The sequence below is a fragment of the Campylobacter concisus genome, assembly GCF_001891085.1.
GTDB lineage: Bacteria > Campylobacterota > Campylobacteria > Campylobacterales > Campylobacteraceae > Campylobacter_A > Campylobacter_A concisus_O.
The window spans coordinates 1-17,615 of the sequence record NZ_JXUP01000006.1 but is presented as its reverse complement, the minus strand read 5'-3'; the positions used below and the strand labels follow the sequence as shown (position 1 = coordinate 17,615).

Here is a 17,615-nt window from a genome sequence, read left to right as displayed (position 1 = left end):
CTATATTTATTTTCCTATATTTTTTATCTCATCAACAAGAGTTTTTGAGATCAAGTCGATATCGGTCGGCTCATCCTCTGCGTCCCACCTAAAAGCAGCAATCTCTGCCAAAACCGCGATCTCTTTAAAATAGCTATATTTCGTTGTAGAAACTGGTATAGCGTAAGAAACCAAAAGCCTATCAGTGTTATCATAAATTTTCACGCTATAGCGAAAGTGTGGCTTGTTTAACGCCTTGCCACCCCAGTTAAACCATCTTTCATAGTCCATTTGTATTTTTATCTTGAAGCTATTTTCGTCCCCTAAAATGCCCTGCTCTTTTAGATGTTTGTTTATAAATTCCACAAACTCATCACGAAGCTCGCTTTCATTTTTATAGTTAGTGTTGTGCTCGTATCTAGTTGGTTGATTCGTCAATGTTAGGTTAAAATCACTAACAATGTATTTAGCCACGCCTTTTTGTATCGGTGTTGGCTCAACATTATATTTATATCTTCCCGAGCATCCAACGAAGAAAACACTTAAAACTATTAAAAAGAGTATTTTTACAAATTTCATATTTTCTAAATTTACGATAAGCCGTCGATCTTGCCGTTGGCATCTATCTTCATATTGACAGCAGCTGGCACTTTTGGAAGTCCTGGCATTAGCATGATCTTACCGCAAACTGCGACGATAAAGCCAGCCCCGGTTCTAATGTCAAGGTCTTTTACACTAAATGTAAAGCCCTTTGCTCTGCCCAAAAGCTTCGCATCGTCGCTAAATGAATACTGAGTTTTTGCGATACAAACTGGCAAATGGCTCAAATTTAGCTCTTTTATCATCTCAAGCTTTTTAAGCGCAGCATCCTCAAAGACCACCTCGCCAGCTCCATAAATTTCCTTAGCGACCTTTTCTATTTTGGTTTTTGTATCGTCGCTCATCTCGTATGTAAAATTTATCTTGCTTGGCTTGTCACACGCCTTTAAAACTAGCTCAGCAAGCTCAAGCGCACCTTTACCACCTTTTAAGAAATTCTCACAAACTGCCACTTCTACACCAAGCTCACGGCAATACCCTTTTACAAAATTTATCTCTTCATCTGTGTCAAAGCCAAATTTATTAAGCGCCACAACTACGTTTTGACCAAATTTACCTTTTAAATTTTCGATGTGTCCGCCAAGGTTTTCGATACCTTTTTTAAGGGCATTCATATCTGGTTTTGTGATCTCATCTTTATTTGCTTCGCCGTTATATTTTAGTGATCTGATCGTACTTACAAGCACCACAGCGCTTGGCCTGATATCAGCAACCCTGCATTTTATATCTAAAAATTTCTCCGCGCCAAGTTCAGAGCCAAAGCCAGCTTCAGTGATGACGTAGTCAGCTAAATTTAGAGCTGTTTTTGTTGCGATAACGGAGTTGCAGCCATGCGCGATATTTGCAAATGGGCCACCATGCACGAGCGTAGGTGTGTGTTCAAGCGTTTGAAATAAATTTGGCTTGATCGCATCTTTTAAAAGTATACAAACAGCGTCCTGGCAGCCAAGATCGCGTACATAGATAGGCTTTTTGTCGCTATCATAGGCGACTATAATATTTGCCACGCGTTCTTTTAGATCTGATAAGCTTGTGGCTAGACAAAGCACAGCCATGATCTCGCTTGCGGCGGTTATATTAAAGCCATCTTCTCTTGGTACGCCATCTGTCCTGCCGCCTTGTCCCACAGTGATAAATCTAAGCGCGCGATCGTTCATATCCATACAGCGCTTCCATAAAATTTTCTCTATTTTTAGTGGGTTTTCTTGATAGAGGCTATTATCTATCATCGCTGAAATAAGGTTATTTGCTGATGTTATAGCATGAAAATCGCCAGTGAAGTGTAAATTTAGATCCTCCATCGGCGCAAGCTGCGAGTAGCCACCACCTGCTGCTCCACCCTTTATGCCAAAAACTGGCCCCAAAGATGGCTCGCGAAGTGCTAGGCAAACCTTTTTATTAAGTGAATTTAGTGCGTCAGCTAGACCGATCGACATAGTCGTTTTGCCCTCGCCGTATGGGGTTGGGTTAGTCGCGGTGACTAAGATGAGCTTTGAGTTTGATGGCTCAAGTCTAGGGGAGATTTTAGCCTTAAATTTGCCGTAAAGCTCAAGCTCGTCTTCGTTTAAGCCTAGTTTTGCGGCAACTTTACTGATGTGTTCAAGTTTTGTTTGGTGAGTTATCTCGATATCGCTTAGCATTTTACCACTCCAAATATGTTTTTGCTTTTTTTATCTCACTGATGTTAATTTCAAAAATTCCCTCTTCGTTTTCAACTGCGATGCTCTCTTCGTCCGCTTTTACGAGCCTTCCTGCAAATTTCTCAGCCTCGGTTTGAACTTTAACTAGCTCACCAACGCTCGCTTTAAAGTGAGATGGCTTGCTAAGCTTTCTCTCAAGACCAGGTGAGCTAACTTCGAGATTATAATCCCCGCTAACTGGCGGTGTCACATCAAAAATAGGCGAGAGTAGACGGCTTACTTTTTCACAGTCATCTAGGCTAACTCCACCATTTTTTGTGATATAAACTCTAAAAATAGCCCTGCCATTTTCATTTGCGATCTCGCTGTCGTAAAGCTCGACACCGCATTCGCCTACTAGTTTGTCTAAATTATCCATTTTTGTTTAAATCCTTTGAAATTTTATCAAACAACTTATCCATATGGTTTTGATACTCTAATCTATCATCAAATTTAAAGTGAAAATTTGGGCATCTGTACCAGCCCTCAGCTGCCATGCAGTGGTTTTGCAAATGCCTGCAAACTCGCTTTAAATGTCCCAAAATATACTCTTGTTCACGCTCATCAAAAGCCATCTTATCAAGATAAACAAAGGCGTCGTATCTGCCCTTTTTACACTCGACATCAGTGACACAAAGCCCCTTTAAAATGCTATCTTCAAGAGTAGCTAAAGCCTCTGGGATGAGCTCTTTTAGCACACTCTCTGTTCTCATACGCTTTATCTCGTTAGCGTTCATAGAGTAGCTTTCTCCTTGACTTCTTTGAAGCTTTCGATATAGTCATTTTCTCTAATATCGTTGAAATTTTCGATACCAACGCCACACTCATAACCTTTAGCAACCTCTTTGACGTCATCTTTGAAGCGTTTTAATGAGCTTACCGAGCCCTCGTAAACGACCACACCTTCTCTAATAAGGCGAATTTTTGCACCTCTGTTTATCGTGCCTTCAGTAACGATACATCCAGCGATAGCACCAACTTTTGGCACATGGATCACTTGACGAACCTGAGCTTGACCAAGCTGCTCTTCTCTAATTATCGGTGACATTAATCCACCTAAAATTGCCTTCACGTCGTCAATTAAATTATAAATAACGTTATAAGTTTTAATTTCAACGCCATTCTCTTTTGCCTTTTCTTTTATCTCGCCAGTTGGTCTTATGTTAAAACCAAGGATTATACAGTCTTCGCTCGCACTAGCAAGTGCTACATCGCTTTGTGTGATGCCGCCAACGCCTGAGTGGATGACATTTACCCTGATCTCATCATTTGCTAGTTTTTCTAGACTTGCTTTTAGCGCCTCAAGTGAGCCACCAACGTCAGCTTTAATAATAACTGGAAGCGTCTTTAACTCACCCTCAGCGATCTTAGCACTAAGCTCGTCAATACTAACTTTTGTGCTCTTGCTAAGCTCTTTTTGGCGGATATATTCAGCCTTTTTCTGCGCATATTCACGAGCCTCTTTGTCAGTTTTTACGCCTATTAATGTCTCGCCTGCCTCTGCTATCTCGCTAAGACCTACTATAACACCGCATTCGCCTGGTTTTATATCTTGCAAAGGCTTACCTTGGTCATCAAGCAAGCTTCTTATCTTTCCATATGCAACACCAGCTACGACAGTATCTCCAACATGAAGCGTGCCATTTTCAACGATGATAGTAGCGACTGGGCCACGACCTTTTTGAAGTGAGCTCTCGATGACAGTTGCTTTTGCATTTGCCTTTGGATTTGCTTTTAGCTCTAAAAGGTCAGCTTGTAAAAGTACGATCTCAAGCAGATCATCTATACCCATGCCTGTTTTTGCAGAGATTGGCACAAATTCATATTTTCCACCCCACTCTGTTGGCATGATATCAAGCTCGGCAAGACCAGTCTTTACTAGGTCAGGATTTGCTGACTCTTTATCCATTTTGTTTATAGCGATGATTATTGGTACACCAGCAGCTTTTGCGTGGCTGACCGCCTCTTTTGTTTGTGGTTTTACGCCATCATCTGCTGCAACAACAATGATAACTATATCAGTTACACCAGCACCTCTTGCACGCATAGCAGTAAATGCTTCGTGACCTGGGGTGTCAATAAATGTGATGTTTTTGCCGTTTTTATTTACCATATAAGCACCAACATGCTGAGTGATACCACCGGCCTCTCCTGCTGCTACACGTGATTTTCTTATGTAATCAAGCAATGAAGTTTTACCATGATCAACGTGACCCATGATGGTTATGACTGGTGCTCTTGGCTGGAGATTTTCATCGTCTTTTATCTCTTCTTCATAGGCTGCTACGTAGTCAAATTCTTTTTGATCATCGATGATATTAACCTCTACATTAAACTCATCAGCCAAAATTTCTATCGCATCTTCATCCAAAAAGTCATTTTTTGTTGTCATCATGCCAAGCATGAAAAGCTTACCAATGATCTCGCTTGGCTGTTTGTTTAGCTTTTCAGCAAATTCATAAACACGAATTTCTTTTGGAATATTTATAGACGTCACAGCTTCATTATTTTGTTTATTTTCAGGCTTTTTGTGTTTTTTTCTAGCTCTTCTTTGAATGCCGCCCTCGCCAAAAGAATTTATTGTATTATTGACCGTAGTTCTCATAACATTTGGCTGTTTTGTCTTTTGAGCTGGTGCTGGTGCCGGAGTTTTAAAACTAAAATCAGGAAGAACAACTACATCTTCATCTTCTAGCACTATGTCACCAAAATCACTTCCGTCAAGCAGATCCATCTTCTGGGCGCTATCCTTTTTACTTGCAACAACTACTTTTTTATCTTTTTTCTTTTTCTTAGCTAAATTTTCATCATTTGCTGAAAACATACTTTTAAAATCGCTTATATTAGCTATGCTTGGTTCAGGCTTTTTCTCTTCTTTTGTAGCAATTGGCGTTTCATAATCTTTTTTCTTTTTTACTATCACAAGGCCACGTCTTTTTTGAGTCACATCAGCCAAGCTCTCTTTTGGCCTTGGAGCTTCGACTTGTTTTTGCTCTACTTTGATTTCTTCTTTTTTAGGCTCAATTTTTTGTTTTTCTTCTAAAATTTGTGCCTCTTTCTTAGGCTCAGCTTTTACCGACTTTGACTCAGTTTTAGTAGTAGCTTTTTTAGATTCACTTTTTTGTTTTTCTTCTTTTTTTACTGGCTCTTTTTCTACTTCTTTTTTAGGCTCTTTTTTTGGTTTAGGTTCACTCTTTTTCTTTTTAAATTTATCTGGTATCACGCCAGTTTGAACATATTCATATATAGCTTCGGCCTCTTCAAGGCTAACTGCATTTGAGTGAGTTTTGACTTTTAATCCTAACTCTTGAGCTTTTTCTACTATCTCTTTACTTGGATAGCCAAGCTCGTTTGCGATCTCTGAAATCCTAACATTGCTCATTTAAGAGTATCTCCTTTAACTTCGGTGCATCACAAATAAAAGCACCTTTAGTTTGTTTATCAATTATTTTTTTTAAAATTTTTATATCTTTTTGCATACATTTGTCGCACAGATAAAAGCTACGACCATTTCCTTTGCCATGCTCTAAATTCTTACCTACCAAGCGGTATCTTTTTAGCAAGCTCTGAGAAATTTTAATTTTACAAGCGACACATGTCCTTACAGGATTATTTTTGTTCATTATATCTTTTTAAACTTGTTTTTAGCTTTGCGTAATTTCGTATCCATCGTTATCAAATGAAAAAACCTCAACCCTAAAATCACTAAATTTACTCTTTAAAATATCTTGTAAATTTTTAGCATCATCTTTGTAAGCGATATTTAAAAAGCTTGAGCCTGAGCCTGAAAGCGTGCTCATTAAAGCACCATTTTCATAAGCTACTTTTCTAACTTCAAAAAGCTCTTCTAAAGCATGCATTCTACGCTCTTCATGCATCAAATCTTTGCTTGCTATTTTTAAGAGATCATACTTTTTTTCATAAAAACAAGACGTTAAAAAAGCGGCATGAGATAAGTTATTTACGCATTCTTTCATCGTATAGTTCTTTGGTAAAATTTGTCTTGACGAGGATGTACTCATTGGTTTATTTGGGATAACAACTACTGCCTTTATCTCGTCACTTAAATTTATTTTATTTGCGTAAACATTACCATTTTTTACGATCGCACTGATAAATCCGCCGTGAACTGCTGGCGAGATATTATCAGGATGGTTTTCATAGATGATAGCTTTATTTAAAACTGTCTCTTTGCTTGCCTTAAAGCCAGCCATTTCGTAGGCTGAAGCAATGGCTCCAACGATAACAGCGGAGCTACTGCCAAGCCCCCTTGAAAATGGGATATTATTTTCAAAAACGACTCTAAAATTTTCATTTTTACCAGTTAGCTCAAAAAAAATTTCATTAAAAATACTTAAGAATATATTATTTCTCTTTAAATTTACACTTCCACTGCCTTCGCCGTTTATCGATACTGAGCTAAATTTTGCTGGCTCGATTTTCACGCTATTAAAAAGCTTCAGACTAAGCCCCAAAGCATCGAAACCAGGACCCAAATTCGCACTTGTTGCAGGGACTAAGATATTCAAAATTTCTCCTAAACTGCTTGGATGATATAATCTGGAAGTGTATCTGAATTTAGTTTTAATTCATCTAAATTTAAAGGCAACCTAAATCCTACTGGCTCTACTTTTTCAAGTAAAATTTTGCCATCTTTTAAAACAAAGCTTAAATTTTTATTTGCTCTGATCGCTTGGCTGCCATTTAAGCTAAAGCCGCTAACCGCATAAAATTCACAACCCTTTGCTAAAGAGAAAGTCTTTAAAATAACATAGGCCACCTTTAGCCCCATGAAGCTTCCAGGCGTATTTGCATAGATAATTTTTGTGATATTAAATTTAGAGGATAAATTTTCTAAGATTTTTATCAAAGCTTCACTGACATGTTCATCAGTCGTAATTTCATCAAATTTTACGCCGTCTTTATATACTCCAACTAAAAGCGGAGTAGATAAAGAGACAACTAAAATTTCAATATTTTCTATGCAAATACCTTTTGATACTCTTTTAGAAGTTCACCATTTAGAGTTGCGATCTCGTAGTTTTTCTCATCGGACATCAAAGCAAGAGTTAATTTGTGATTTAGGTCATGGCTTCCAGCAAATGCTGTATAATCGCCCAACAAAGGCGCTCCAAGCAAGCTCAAATCACCAATCGCATCTAAAATTTTGTGCCTTACAAACTCATTTTCAAATCTCAAGCCTTCTGGATTTAGGATATGCGTATCATCGATTGCCACGGCATTATCAAGTGATGCACCAAGGGCTAAATTTTGAGCTTGCAAACGCTGTAAATCTTTCAAAAATCCAAAAGTTCTAGCACGAGCTATATTTTTTATAAACGAGCTTTTACTAAAATCAAAAACATATCTTTGTTTACCAATAACTGGATGATCAAATTTTATCGTATAGTCAAATTTTGGACTTCTTGAAGGTGAAGTTCGCACAAATTTAGAACCCTCAACAACCTCAACTTCACGGCGGACAAGAATTACTTTTTTGCCAGCATCAAGATATCTTATACCAGCTTCATCAAGTAGCATACAAAAGCTTATTGCACTACCATCCATCACTGGAATTTCATTTGCATCAACAGAGATTCTAATATTATCAATGCCATAACCATTTATGGCTGACATTAGATGCTCAATCGTACTAATAAAGCCCTTTTCATTGCCAACAACGGTTGCCATCTGCGTATTTATAACATTTTTAGGTTCAGCTTTAAAACTAATTCCAAGATCTTCGCGGTGCAAAATAATACCAGAATTTGCATCAAGAGGTTCTAGTATAAGTCTTATCGGCTCACCTTTATGAAGCCCTATACCAACGGTCTCAACGCGTCTTGCGATAGTAGTTTGTTTCAAGAATTTTCCTTATATTTTTAATCCGCTTATGATAGCACTAAAAAATCAATTTTGCAAATTTTTTAGTTCTTGTCTATCATCGCTTTTGCAGCATCTAAAACACTTGTTATATTGTCTTTTATCCACTTTTTATCCATCCATTGTTGTGGTCTCACCTCTTCGCCTTGGACCAAAATTCCAAAGTGAAGATGATCACCAAGTGCAAGACCACTAGTTCCAGTAGTACCTATCTGATCGCCAGCTGCCACCATATCGCCCTCTTTTACTCTAGTGCTTGAGCAGTGTCCATAAAGCGAATAAAGCCCAAATCCATGATCGATCACAATATTTAATCCATAAATTCCATTTTCAGATGCAAGTACGACACGGCCGGCATTACTAGCTATTATAGGAGCTGCAGCCACACTTGCAAAGTCTATTCCCATATGCCATGATTCGCTTACTTGCTCGTTATTATATGTATAGTATCGGTGATCGGCGAAGTCAGCCACTTTTTTACCATTTCTTAGTGGATAAAATGGTGTCACACTAAAGCCAGTTAACATCTCATCACCAGGATTTGTAGTAAGTGCTGTTATTTTTTCTTCGTTTGAATTTCTAAGCGTTTCATTGACAAATCTCATTTTTTCAAGCCTTGAAAGCGCGCTTGGATCTTTTGCATATTGATCTGTTAAATCAACTATCTTACCATCTAAAAATCTATCATTTAATGCAATAGTTGAAGTTTTATACTTTACATTTTCGTAAAAATACCTAACATGTGACTTACTTTCGTTGCCTGCAAAGTCTCTTGCAATGACCTCAGCACTAAAATTTTCAACCTGAACTGGCCAAGCAACAAGTGCTGCATAAAAGCCCTCTTTATAAAATGGCACTGCCTTAAATTTCTTACCAAAATTTGTCTGGACATAGACCTCTTTTAGCTGATTATCAGTTGCTCTAAAGACCACAACCGCGCTACCACCTTTTGAGATAGAATAAGACTGCGAAAGCACGTAAAGATCAGGTTTTGAAGTATCAAGGACCACTTCAACCTTTTTACTAGCTTTATTGCCAGTAAAAAAGCTCCATTTGCTAGTATCTACAGCTTCGATATTCATCTCATAGGTATCTTTTTGAGCAAAAAAGCCAGTCTTTGGAAAGGTTAAATTTACATCAAGCTCTGTACTTGGATTTTGTATGATTTGATTTAATAAATTTAGATCATTTTTCCCATCATTCATACTAATTCGTACAAATTTTATACCACTATCATCTTTAAATTTGATATTCATTGGGGTTCTAAGATTCCAATAAACCTTATCAGCAACACCAATTATCGGCTCATTTCGCTCAAAATCTTTTGACATCAAAGCATAGCCAAAACCACCGGCTAAGATTAAAATTAGCAAAAGCACAACAATACCAAAACCACCAATTCCACGTCTATACATATATTTTTACCTTGAATTTAATTTGCAAAATTTTACACGTAAATCAATAAATTTTTAGTTAACTATAAAATTTCTCTTACAGCCCTAGCGTCGCTCATCCAGGCAAAAAGTTTGTCCCAGCGTTCATCTTTGATGAGATCTTTGCACAAATTTAGCTCTTTTTCAAACATATTTATAGCTTCAACAACATTATTTTTATTTTGCTTAAAGATATCGCTCCACATAAAAGGCGAACTCTTTGCGACACGTATCATGCCCTTAAATGTAGGTCCGCCAAGTGCTACGATGTGCCTTTTATCCTCTTCTTTTAAAATTCCACTCGCAAGAGAAAATGCAATCGCATGAGGCAAATGCGAAATAAGACCCACGTGATGATCATGTTCTTTCGCACTCATAAAAATGATCTTCATACCAAGGCAAGAAAATAGCTCAACGCTTCTTTTTACGTGTTTTTCTGCGCTTTCTGCAAAGTCACAAACGATAACAGTTGCCCCTGTGTAAAGTGATTTAAAAGCAGCCTCTGGACCAGAATACTCAGTACCTGCCATTGGATGAGCTGGGATGAAATTTTTACGAATTTTTTCTGGCACAGCTTCTATTATCTTTTGTTTGGTTGAGCCAAAATCAATAATAGTTGTATCTTCGCTAATATCGGTTAAATTTTGCACGATGCTCACAATGGCTTCAACTGGCACAGCCAAAAAGATGATGTCACACTTCTTTTTCATCTCGTCAATGCTTAAAATTTCATGCACCAAGCCAAGTTCTAAGGCCTTTTTGCTATGATTTTCATCTTTGTCATATCCACTAACACAAGAGATTAATTTTTCATCTTTTAATGCTAGCCCAAGCGAGCCACCCATAAGACCAAGTCCGATGATACCTATTTTCATAAAAAACCTTCAAAATTATAAAATTTAAATTTATTAAAAATAAAATATGATATTATACGCACTTATACTAAAACTCTAGGTTAAATTTAATGAAAAAGAAATTATTTTTATTAGCATTAGCTTTCAGTGGCCTAAGCGCACAAACAATCCAGTCAATAAATTTTAAAGGCCTAATTCACCTTTCGCCTGAAGTAGCAAATCAAATAATGGGCTTAAAAGTCGGTCAGGATCTGACCCCAAAGCTTAGCGATAAGGCGATCACAAATTTATACAAACAAAATTATTTCGACGATATCTACATAGAAGATACAGGCAATGGTAATCTTTTAGTAGCTGTAAAAGAGAAGCCAAGTGTTGCTAGGGTCGATCTAAAAGGCGTCGTAACAAATGACAAAACTGCCATAGAGTCGTTAATCAATATCAAACCAGGCAATATGTATGATGAGCTTACAATAGAAAAAACTAAAGAGAGAATTCGTCAGTATTATGAGTCAAAGGGTTATTTTGATACCGTTGTAGACGTAGAAAAACAACCAGTTGCAGATAATGACAGCTCACTTTTTATAACACTCAACATAAACCGCGGCGAAAATATGATAATCAAAAATGTAAATTTAGTCGGTGCAAAAGAGTTTGATTATGACGACATTGAGCCAGTAGTTGCAAATAAAAGTAGAGAATTTATGGGTTGGCTTTGGGGCAGAAATGACGGTAAAGTTAAACTTTTTGAGCTTGAAAATGATCCAGCAAGAATACAAGACAAATATTTCCAAAAAGGCTATTTAGACGCGACTATTTCGTCACCTTATTTAAATTCATCGTTTGATAACTACACAGCTGATCTTACTTATTATGTTCATGAGGGTGAGCCTTATAAGGTTTCAAATGTAAGTATTACAGCACCTGAAGAGCTAGAGCTTGATACCAAAAAGATTATAGATGACTTTAGGCTTGAGGCTGGCGATACGATGAACTCAGCAAGACTTCGCCAAGATATGAAAAAGCTCGATGATATGGTTGCTGACAAAGGTTATGCATTTGTAAAAGTCTATCCAAAGACTGATAAATTTGATGAGAATAAAACTGTCGATATTGACTATGAAGTCGATCCTGGCGAAAAAGTATATATAAGAAATGTTCAAATTTCAGGAAACGATAGGACTGTTGACCGCGTTGTAAGACGCGAACTTTATCTAACTGAAGGAAATTTATATAGTAGAACCGACCTTCAAGACTCAAAAGATGCACTAAAAAGAACAAGCTACTTTGATGACGTTGAGATAGAAGAAGATCCGGTTGATAAAAATACAGTTGATCTAAAAGTAAAAGTAAAAGAGGCTTCAACTGGCTCAATAAGCGGCGGTATCGGATACGGCAGCAGCGACGGACTACTACTAAACGCTGCACTTTCTGACACGAATATCTTTGGCTCTGGTCTTCAAGGACAAATAAGCGTAGATAAAAGCGACAGAGAGCTTTCAGGTCAGATAAGTCTTACAAACCCAAGAATTTTCGACTCAGAGTATAGCCTTGGCGGAACACTTTATGCAAATGACTATGACTGGAGAACATATAAAGAGAGAAGCTATGGCTTTAGCACAACACTAGGTAGAAAACTAACTAGAAATTTAAGTGCATCACTTACTTACAACATTGAGCAAAGCAGAATTACCTTAAAAGATGATGAGTTAAGAGATATCAACACAAAAACCAAAAAAGAAATTTATAGAGAAGGTAAAGCCATAAAAAGCGCCATAACTCCAGCTTTAACATATAATAGCACTGATGATTATTACTTGCCAAGACGTGGCATCATAGCTAGTACATCATTTGAGATAGCTGGGCTTGGTGGCGATATAGACTTTATCAAAAATCGCACAAATTTTAACTATTACCTAGGTCTTAGAGAGTACATCGACTACGATCTTATCTTAAGATACAAAGCAAGCTTTGGCAAAATTTGGGAAAGAGGATATACTCCGATCAACGAAAGACTTTACCTTGGTGGTATAAGAAGCTTACGTGGTTACGAAAGCAGAACTGTATCTCCAAAGGTAAAATATAATGGCGACTACTACGAATACGGCGGCGAAACTTCATTTAATAATTCAGCTGAAATAAGCTTCCCTATAATAGATCGTGTCAAAATGCGTGGCGTTGTATTTTATGACTACGGTATGATCGGTGAGAATAGCCTAAATGAGATAAAAAGATCTTCAGTTGGAACCGGCATAGAATGGATAACTCCTATTGGGCCACTTCAACTAATCTTTGCAAAAGCTCTTAAACCTAAAGAGGGCGATGATACAAATACATTTGAGTTTACTATCGGAAGACGATTCTAACAAGATACTTTAAAGGGGCTAACTTGCCCCTTTAAACCTCCACAAATAAACAAACTTTAAGTCATATAAGAAAAAGCAAGGCTAACATTAGATATAATCCCACAATTTTTAATATAAGTGGGTAAAAAGATGAATTTCTCAGACATTTTTTCAAAGATAAGAAAAGCTCAACCTCGTCCAGAAGAAGCACCTACACACTGGGTGAAATGCGATAATTGTCACTCACTGATGTACTACAAAGAAGTTGAAGCTTGTTTTAATATATGCCCAAAATGCGGCTATCACATGAGATTAAAAGCTACCGATCGCATAAATTTGATCTGCGATGAAGATAGCTTTGTAGAATTTGACGCAAATTTAAAACCGGTAGACCCATTAAATTTTGTTGATAAAAAATCATATAAAAAAAGAATCACAGAGAATAAAGAAAAAACAGGACGCACAAGCTCAGTGATATGTGGCGAAGGCAAATGCGACGGGCAAGAGATCCAGCTAGTTGTCTTTGACTTTGGCTTCATGGGCGGTTCACTAGCTTCGGTTGAGGGCGAAAAGATCGTAAGAGCGATAAAACGAGCGATAGAAAAACGCCAAGCTTTAGTCATAGTGAGTGCTTCAGGTGGAGCTAGAATGCAAGAGAGTACATTCTCTTTGATGCAAATGTCAAAGACATCAGCTGCTTTAAAACTACTTGATGAAGCAAAATTACCTTATATCTCAATACTTACTGATCCGACGATGGGTGGTGTTAGTGCCTCTTTTGCTTGGCTTGGAGATCTAATAATCGCTGAACCTGGCGCATTGATAGGCTTTGCTGGTCAAAGGGTCATCAAACAAACCATTGGTGCTGACCTTCCAGAGGGATTTCAAAGAGCTGAGTTTTTATTAGAGCATGGCTTAATCGATGCCATTGTGCCAAGAAGCGAACATAAAAAATATATAAGTGATATGGTTAAATTTCTCACAAATAATAAGACGATACATCAAAAAGATAAACAAGACGAGAGTGAAAACAACTTTGAACTAAAGCTAAAAACCAAAGGCTAAATTTGGAAATTTCAGTTTTTAGCATTCAAAAATCATCACGTGACAACTTTGAAAACGAGATACAAGAATATATAAAAATGAGTGCAAAATTTGCCAAGATAAACGATAAAGTCTTTTTCAATGAAAAAATAGCAAAAGCTCAAAGTGCCGGAAAAAGCGAAGCATTAAGAGCTTATGATGAAATTTATGAGCCAAATTTAAAAGGCTTTTGCGTAATGCTTGATGAAAATGGACTGCAACTTGACAGCCAAGAATTCGCACAAATTTTAAACTCAAATTCACAAATTAACTTTTTCATAGGTGGAGCTTATGGCCTTAGCCAAAATTTAAAGAATAAAGCACAAAAAATTATAAGCTTAAGCAAGATGACGATGGCTCATAAGGTTGCCAAGCTTGTACTTTTTGAGCAAATTTTTAGAGCACTTTGCATAAATGCAAACCACCCATACCACAAATAAAGGAATATAAATGACACAAACTGAGCTAAATTTTTTTAAAAAATTACTTGAAGAAAGAAAATTACAGATCAAAAAAAATATCTATGATTCATCTGTTGAAGTAAATGGCTTAAGAGATAGCGGCGTAAGCGACGAGTTTGATATAGCCTCAGTAAATACAGACCAGCTAATAGAGCATTCCATCTCGACGCAACAAAGAGCGGAGCTATCAGAGATAGATGAAGCACTAGAGAAGATAGCAAATAAAACTTATGGAATTTGTGATATGTGTGAGGAGGAGATCAGCATACCGCGATTAAAAGTAAAACCACATGCAAAATACTGCATAACTTGCCGTGAAATAATTGAAAAAACAGCAAAAAACTAAGGAGAAAATATGAAAACTAGAAAATTTCTCGTCTATTGCATAATCTACATAGTAGTTGTTGCAGGACTTACTTATTCTCTTAATAGTTCTGATTACACATTTGAGCTTTTAGGCCAAACTATAACTTTGCCAATTGCTATTTGGGTCGCTCTTCCGGTAGTTGTTTTAGCACTTCTTGCTCTACTTCATATCGCTTATCATGGATATGCTTTTTATAGATATAAAAAATGGATCAAAAAGGATAGCCAGCTTTATAAAGATTTAGCCAAAGAGACGCTTCTTGGCTTTGAGAGCAATAAAGACTTCAAAACCGACACTTACAAGATCGCCTCACAGCTTACTCGTTCTATCTCACCAGTAGGCGAGCTTAAAGATGTCGGTGTAGATGATGCCGAGATAAACAATATCTTACAAACTATAAAAAGTATAAAAAATAAAGAGATCGTCGATCTAAAGAAATTTAGATTAGCAAAAGATAGCAAGTTAAATATCCTAAATGAGCTAAATAAGATCGAGCAACTACCTACTTACTATCTTGACATACTTAAAAATCAAGATCAAAATGAGAGCCTTAAAAAAGCTGCATTTGATAAACTCATAAAAGTAGCTTCTTTTAGCGAGATCAAAAGATTAAATTTTGAACTAGCGAGTGAAGATATAATGCTTATTATTACTCGCTTTGTAAATGACGAGATCGATCTAAGCAGTGATGAAATTTTTGATCTTTTAAACAACGCAAAAGTAACAAAAGCACAATACGACAAAGCAGCCATAATGCTTAAAAATAAGCTAAAACCAGATGCATTTATCGGCATCTTTGAGAAGCTAAAAAGCATCCATGCTGATGCTGATGAGGCTTACGTTTATGCACTATTTGAGCTTCAAATGCTTGATAAAGTAAGAGAGGCTATCGAAGGCAGTGACCCAGATGAGTTTAAAGAGATAAAAGTCTTGCTGTTTTTACGAGATAACGGCAAAATGGTGCCTAGCTCGCTATTTTTTAAATGATAGACTTTAGCAAAAAGCCACTTTTCTTAGCGCCTCTTGCTGGCTTTTCTGACTTGCCACTAAGAAGCGTAGTTAAGAAATTTGGCTGTGATGTCACTGTTAGCGAAATGATCAGCGCAAATGCCTTGGTCTATGAGAGCAGTGACAAAACTCTTGAAATGCTTAAAAAATCCTCAAACGAAGAGCCATATGTTGTCCAGATAGCTGGCAGTGACATAGAAAATATAAAAAAAGCCGTGAAGATAATCAATAAATTTGATGGGATTTATGGGCTCGATCTAAACTGCGGCTGCCCCGTACCAAAGGTCGTTAGACAAGGAGCGGGTTCTGCTTTACTAAACGATCTTAACAAACTTCAAAATATAATCTCAGCCATAAAAAGTACTTCAAACAAGCAAAGCCTGAGTGTTAAATTTAGACTTGGCTTTAACGATAAAAATGAAGAAAAAATCGCGAAAGCTTGCGAAGAAGCAGGTGCAAACTACATCGCAGTGCATGGACGCACCAGAGCTGGCGGATACAGTGCAAAGGTTGATTACGAAGCGATCGCTAGAGTAAAGGCGAGTGTAAAAATTCCAGTCGTTGCAAATGGCGATATAAATGCACAAAATGCAGATGAAATTTTAAACCTTACAAAGTGTGACGCCCTAATGATCGGCAGAGCAAGCATCGGCAACCCTTGGATATTTCACGAGATAAAGACCAAAACTAGCGTAGATAAGGCGCTAAAACAAAAGATCGTCCTAGCTCACTTTGATGCGATGATCGAGCACTACGGAGAGCATGGACTTTGCATATTTAGAAAGCACTTGCATCAATACAGCAAGGGCATCGACGGCGCAACAACCTTTAGAAACGATATAAATTTCATCAAAGACGTGACAGCGATGAGAGAGCGTATAAGGGAGTTTTTTGCCTAGATGCAAGGCTATATCCTGCGCGTGCAAAATGTCAGAGATGAGGACCTTTTAGTCTTTGTGCTAACGCCAAATTTGCTTGTAAAGTCGTATAGATTTTTTGGCGCTCGCCACTCAAACATCATGACTGGCTACAAGATCGACTTTGAGCTAGAGCAAGAGGCAAAATTTCTACCAAAGCTTAGAAGCATACTTCATCTTGGATTTAAATGGCTGTTAGAGCGTGATAAACTTATCATTTGGCAGCAGTTCATGCGCCTACTTTATGATCATCTAAAAGAGGTCGAGCAGCTTGATGAAATTTATTTTAACGAGCTTGATCGCTGCGCCAAACAGATGCAGCTGCAAAATCCAAAACGCCTTATCATCGAAAGCTACGTCAAAATTTTAGAGTATGAAGGCAGGCTTCACAGCGAGCTTGAGTGCTTTATCTGCGATGAGGAGATAGAAAGTGAGCTTTGCCTAACTCGTGGCTTTTTGCCCTCTCATAAGCACTGCCTTGATAGGAGCGAATTTGACACTAGCAAGATCAAAAATTTGTTTGATACAAAAAGCACGATCGAGCTAAATGACGATGAGATAAACCGCCTTTATAAAATTTTACTTGACGGGCTTTAAACTCTATTATGACTATTTTTTAAGCTTAAATTTTCTAAGTTATAAAATTCTAACCAGTAGTTTTTGTACTAAATGCATTTGTATTTATTGTATATTACACTTTTGATTTATGCACAAGTACAAAAATTTTATCAATTCATACATTTTTTATTTATTTTGATAAAAGCCAATTAAGATAGAAATATTTATAACTTGCTTCTTGGGATTAGTCCCAAAAAGCAAGTAAAATTTTACTCTTCACTACTGCTATTGAGAGCAAAAAAAGTATCAGTATGGATATTTTCAAATGCTGCTTTTAGCGAAGTAAAAAGCTTTGGATTTTCTTTTTCTAATGTTGCTAAAAGCTGTTTGGTTTCATATCTAGCATGCGGCATCTTCAGTCAAATCTCATTGCAGGGCATGCTTCATC

The 17,615-nt window shown here is 37.2% G+C and carries 18 protein-coding genes and 1 pseudogene; 7 read left to right on the top strand and 12 right to left on the bottom strand.

What is annotated here, in order from left to right; all coding sequences use genetic code 11:
• Positions 1-6: 6 nt before the first annotated feature.
• The 11 genes from TH67_RS05410 to TH67_RS05360 all read right to left on the bottom strand — a co-directional run bounded on the left by TH67_RS05410 (position 7) and on the right by TH67_RS05360 (position 10,449).
• A complete protein-coding gene (locus TH67_RS05410; protein ID WP_072594702.1) occupies positions 7-558 on the bottom strand; it encodes a hypothetical protein in 552 nt (183 codons plus the stop codon).
• 11 nt (positions 559-569) lie between these two features.
• Entirely contained in the window at positions 570-2,219 is a 1,650-nt protein-coding gene (locus TH67_RS05405; RefSeq protein ID WP_072594701.1) for a formate--tetrahydrofolate ligase, read from the bottom strand.
• Position 2,220: 1 nt separating this feature from the next.
• Positions 2,221-2,637, bottom strand: coding sequence for a ribosome maturation factor RimP (gene rimP, locus TH67_RS05400; RefSeq protein WP_072594700.1), 417 nt, complete (start codon positions 2,635-2,637; stop codon positions 2,221-2,223).
• Entirely contained in the window at positions 2,630-2,995 is a 366-nt protein-coding gene (gene rbfA / locus TH67_RS05395) for a 30S ribosome-binding factor RbfA (protein WP_021090755.1), read from the bottom strand. Before rbfA ends, rimP begins: the two co-directional genes overlap by 8 nt.
• Positions 2,992-5,640, bottom strand: coding sequence for a translation initiation factor IF-2 (infB, locus tag TH67_RS05390; protein WP_072594699.1), 2,649 nt, complete (start codon positions 5,638-5,640; stop codon positions 2,992-2,994). The genes rbfA and infB overlap by 4 nt, the downstream gene beginning before the upstream one ends.
• On the bottom strand, positions 5,627-5,803 hold the full coding sequence (locus TH67_RS05385; RefSeq protein ID WP_223154486.1) for a hypothetical protein: 177 nt from the start codon (positions 5,801-5,803) through the stop codon (positions 5,627-5,629). The genes infB and TH67_RS05385 overlap by 14 nt, the downstream gene beginning before the upstream one ends.
• Positions 5,804-5,902: 99 nt before the next feature.
• Positions 5,903-6,787 carry a homoserine kinase gene (gene thrB / locus TH67_RS05380; protein WP_072594697.1) on the bottom strand — a complete coding sequence of 295 codons (885 nt, stop codon included), beginning with the start codon at positions 6,785-6,787 and terminating at the stop codon, positions 5,903-5,905.
• An 8-nt stretch (positions 6,788-6,795) separates the two neighbouring features.
• Positions 6,796-7,158, bottom strand: a complete 363-nt coding sequence (locus TH67_RS05375) for a glycoprotease (RefSeq protein ID WP_107690822.1) — start codon at positions 7,156-7,158, stop codon at positions 6,796-6,798.
• Between the two features lie 80 nt (positions 7,159-7,238).
• Positions 7,239-8,123 carry a UDP-3-O-acyl-N-acetylglucosamine deacetylase gene (lpxC, locus tag TH67_RS05370; protein WP_072594695.1) on the bottom strand — a complete coding sequence of 295 codons (885 nt, stop codon included), beginning with the start codon at positions 8,121-8,123 and terminating at the stop codon, positions 7,239-7,241.
• Between the two features lie 62 nt (positions 8,124-8,185).
• Complete coding sequence (locus TH67_RS05365; RefSeq protein WP_072594694.1) at positions 8,186-9,556, bottom strand: M23 family metallopeptidase; 1,371 nt, start codon at positions 9,554-9,556, stop codon at positions 8,186-8,188.
• Between the two features lie 62 nt (positions 9,557-9,618).
• Positions 9,619-10,449: a prephenate dehydrogenase gene (locus TH67_RS05360; protein ID WP_072594693.1), complete on the bottom strand. Its 831-nt coding sequence runs from the start codon at positions 10,447-10,449 to the stop codon at positions 9,619-9,621.
• Between the two features lie 89 nt (positions 10,450-10,538).
• Between TH67_RS05360 and bamA the strand changes: the two genes are divergently transcribed.
• From bamA to recO, 7 genes are all read left to right on the top strand, one after another.
• Complete coding sequence (gene bamA / locus TH67_RS05355; RefSeq protein WP_072594692.1) at positions 10,539-12,794, top strand: outer membrane protein assembly factor BamA; 2,256 nt, start codon at positions 10,539-10,541, stop codon at positions 12,792-12,794.
• Between the two features lie 129 nt (positions 12,795-12,923).
• A complete protein-coding gene (accD, locus tag TH67_RS05350; RefSeq protein WP_072594980.1) occupies positions 12,924-13,838 on the top strand; it encodes an acetyl-CoA carboxylase, carboxyltransferase subunit beta in 915 nt (304 codons plus the stop codon).
• Positions 13,839-13,840: 2 nt separating this feature from the next.
• Positions 13,841-14,296 carry a 23S rRNA (pseudouridine(1915)-N(3))-methyltransferase RlmH gene (locus TH67_RS05345; RefSeq protein ID WP_072594691.1) on the top strand — a complete coding sequence of 152 codons (456 nt, stop codon included), beginning with the start codon at positions 13,841-13,843 and terminating at the stop codon, positions 14,294-14,296.
• Between the two features lie 10 nt (positions 14,297-14,306).
• Positions 14,307-14,663, top strand: coding sequence for an RNA polymerase-binding protein DksA (gene dksA / locus TH67_RS05340; protein WP_035167251.1), 357 nt, complete (start codon positions 14,307-14,309; stop codon positions 14,661-14,663).
• A gap of 9 nt (positions 14,664-14,672) precedes the next feature.
• Positions 14,673-15,671, top strand: coding sequence for a uroporphyrinogen III synthase HEM4 (locus tag TH67_RS05335; protein ID WP_072594690.1), 999 nt, complete (start codon positions 14,673-14,675; stop codon positions 15,669-15,671).
• Positions 15,668-16,591 carry a tRNA dihydrouridine synthase gene (locus TH67_RS05330; protein ID WP_072594689.1) on the top strand — a complete coding sequence of 308 codons (924 nt, stop codon included), beginning with the start codon at positions 15,668-15,670 and terminating at the stop codon, positions 16,589-16,591. The genes TH67_RS05335 and TH67_RS05330 overlap by 4 nt, the downstream gene beginning before the upstream one ends.
• Positions 16,592-17,206 carry a recombination protein RecO gene (gene recO / locus TH67_RS05325; protein WP_072594688.1) on the top strand — a complete coding sequence of 205 codons (615 nt, stop codon included), beginning with the start codon at positions 16,592-16,594 and terminating at the stop codon, positions 17,204-17,206. It begins immediately after the preceding gene.
• A gap of 230 nt (positions 17,207-17,436) precedes the next feature.
• Here the strand turns inward: recO and TH67_RS05320 are convergent.
• Positions 17,437-17,615, bottom strand: a pseudogene (locus tag TH67_RS05320) (tRNA 2-thiocytidine biosynthesis protein TtcA); the annotation flags it as partial.